This window comes from Actinosynnema sp. (assembly GCF_052038725.1).
Genome location: NZ_JBQGCX010001144.1, coordinates 1 through 3,006 on the forward strand (window position 1 = coordinate 1; position 3,006 = coordinate 3,006).

Below are 3,006 nucleotides of genomic sequence, written 5' to 3' on the forward strand. Positions count from 1 at the left end.
ATCGCCGACCCGACCTCCTCGTTGGGCAGCGGCACGACCTCGCCGTGGTGCGCCGCGACCCGCAACCGCATCCGGGCCTGCTCGCTCGCCCCGGAGTTGTAGCGCAGCAGGCTCCGCACGAGCGTGCGCGCGAACTCGGTCACCAGGCGCACCTTGGGGATCGCCGGGTCGAACAGGATGAGCGCGCCGTCCCCGCGCTCGCGCACCGTGACCTGCGCGGCGCCCGCGCGCGTGGCCGACACCGCCTCGTCCAGCACCCTCGGCAGCGCCTCGATCATCTTGACCTTGTCGCCCTGCCGCCGCCCGGCCGCCGTCGACCCCGCGATGTCCACGAAGACGATCGACCGGTGCACCGCCTCCGCCTGACCCCCTGAAACCACTGGCTCCACTGGAACTCCCCGTGTGAGTGCGCCCCCCCCCCGCCGCGCGAACGCGCGCCGCTCCCGGCGCGGGATTCGGACCGCGGCACTGCGCTGTCCTCGCCATCTGACCCGTGAAAAGCCGGAAAAGCCCGCAAAAGCGCGTTTTTCGCCTGGCCGGGGCATTGGCGCTTGGTTGGCGCGACCGCCCCGCCTGCGCCAACCGGCCCCGCGCCTTGCGGGAAACAGACGGCACGGGCCGAATTCCACGGCGGGGAAGGGGAAAACGGCGGATTCGGCGACAACCGAAAGGTGGGACGCCGGAACCGGCGCCCCACCAGGTGGGGAGAAATCCGATCAGAGGAGAACCGGTCAGCGGTCGACGCGGTCCGGCGGCAGCAGGTGCCCGATCAGCGCCAGGTTCTGGATCGCGGCCAACCCGTACTGCGCGCTGGCGTTGGTGGACACGAAAGCCGCCTCGTCCACCGGCCGGTGCGCCAGCGGCGCGGGCACCCGCTCGGACCGCCACGGCAGCCCCGGCCCGTACCCCTCCTGCCCGCCGAAGAACTCGTCCCACGCCCGCCGCGCCAGCACCTCGTCACCGGTGCGCGCCGCCGCGTACGCGGTCAACCGGGAGTGCATCTGCCGGAACCCGGTGTCCCACGAGCCGCCCACCTCGGCCTGCTGCTCGGCCCGCGTCGCCCCGTACAACCGGCAGTACTGGAGCCAGGCCCGCTCGAACCCCGCGCCTGCCCCGAGGTCGACCAGCTCGCTGCACACCTCGACCAGCCCGAACACCGCCGACAGGTGCGAGACGCTGATGGCCACCCGGTCCCGCGCGAACCGCCCGGTCTCCAGGTCGTACAGCGCCTCGCCGGTCAGGAAGCCGTTGCGCAGCGCGCCGATGTCCTCCGCCGTGCCGAGCAGCTTGCGGCGCGCCACCGGGTCGCCGTCGCGCTCCCACTCGGTCAGCCACGCCGCCGCCAGCGCGCCCCAGTCCGTGCCCAGGCCAACGGCCAGCGCGCGCGGGTCGGGCTCGTACGGCTCGGTGCGGACCTTGCGCAGCGGGTCCAGCGCGACGAACGTCCGGTCGGCGTCCACCAGGTCCCGCACCAGGTCGCCGGTGTGCTCGTCGGTGGTGAGGTAGTGGTGGAACCTGCGGTTCGCGGCGGTGCTGATCCGCAGCTGCTTGGCGCTGCACCCCCAGTGCTGCACGTTGTGCCGGGTGCCCAGGCCCTTCCACCGGCCCAGGTGGTAGACGTCGACGTCGCCGGTGTGCCTGGTCATCGCCTCGGCCACCCGGAACACGTCGGCCCGTCCGGAGCGCAGGAACTGGTACCACAGCCACAGGTCCGTGGACAGCTCCGAGTTGTCCCAGGCGTAGCCGCCGACGTCGTAGCGCCACTGGTGCCGGTCGGCGTCCTGGGTGTGCATCACGTCGCCGTGGTCCCAGAAGCCGTACCAGCGGCGCTGCTCGACCTGGTCGCGGTGGTGGGCGAACAGGAAGTCCAGCCGGTCCTCGATCGCGGCCCGCGCGGGCGTCGAGCGGTCCACCGGGGCCCAGTCGCCGAACACGCGCGCCGCGTGCAGCCGCTCCGGGGACACCACCGGCTGCGGCGGGGTGGCGGCGGCGCGGGCCATCGCGGCGAGCCGGCCCGCGTCCGGGGTGGCGTCGACCGCCCACAGGGTCAGCTCGCTGGTGCGGGAGATCCCGAGCGGCGTGCCGAAGCCCGGCTCGTAGTCCTCGTAGGTGATCTGCAGGCCCTCCAGCTGCTCGGCGAACGTGTCCATGCCGAGCCCGTCGTGGTAGAAGCGCAGGTCCATCGGCGGCGCGTCCGGCGCCCACAGCCACGCCGTCGCCGTCGCGGTGTCACCGGCCGCGCCCCGCACGTCCAAGCCGGACGGGCAGGACTGCCAGAAGTCCCGCAGCCCGACCGCCAGGCCGCCGGACGCGCCGCCCACGTAGCCCAGGCCGGGGTTGCGGTGACCGGCGTCCACCCGCACCCACGCGTGACCGGGCGCGGTGCGCTTGCGCAGCAGCCAACCGTCCGGGCCCGGCTGGGTCAGGCTGTAGTCGCCCCACGTCGGGATCAGGTTCAGCCTGCCGCTCACCCTGGTGTCCCAGGTCTCGACCGGGGGCAGCGCCCGCCCGGCGACCTGGGCCGCGCGGACCGGGGCCCCAGGGTCGCGGCGCAGGCCGGTGATGCCGCGCACCGCCTCCCGGACCAGGCCGCCGTCATCCCCGGAGAAGCGCACGTGCCGGTCGTGCGGGGCGTCGCGCAGGGGCACGTCGAACCGGACGCCCAGGCCGCGCACCCGGTCGTCGTCGGCGCCGTCCCAGACGAAGGTGTGCACGAGGCGGATCGCGTCCGAGCCCGCGGTGAGGTAGAGGCGCACCGTGAAGGGCAGCCACTCGCGGCCGGTGCTCAGCGACCGGTGCACGCCCTGGACCCGGACCACGGCCCGGACGGGTCCGCGCTGCTCCACGCTGACCGAGCGCACGCTGCTCGTGAACGGCTCCCTGCGCGCCGTGGCCGCGTCCTCGTCGGTCTCGTCGAACTCCTCGCGCAGGCAGACCAGCCGCGCCCGGCGCAGCACCGCGCGCCCGCCCCTGGAGACCTGTTCCACCAGGTGGGCGCCGCGCCGG

At 74.4% G+C, this 3,006-nt stretch carries 1 protein-coding gene and 1 pseudogene; both read right to left on the minus strand.

Annotated features, from left to right (window positions below; genetic code table 11):
* Positions 1-380: pseudogene (locus ACTUAL_RS24090) on the minus strand (hypothetical protein); the annotation flags it as partial.
* A gap of 351 nt (positions 381-731) precedes the next feature.
* On the minus strand, positions 732-3,006 hold a 2,275-nt coding region (locus ACTUAL_RS24095), incomplete at its 5' end, for an exo-rhamnogalacturonan lyase family protein (protein WP_440901848.1).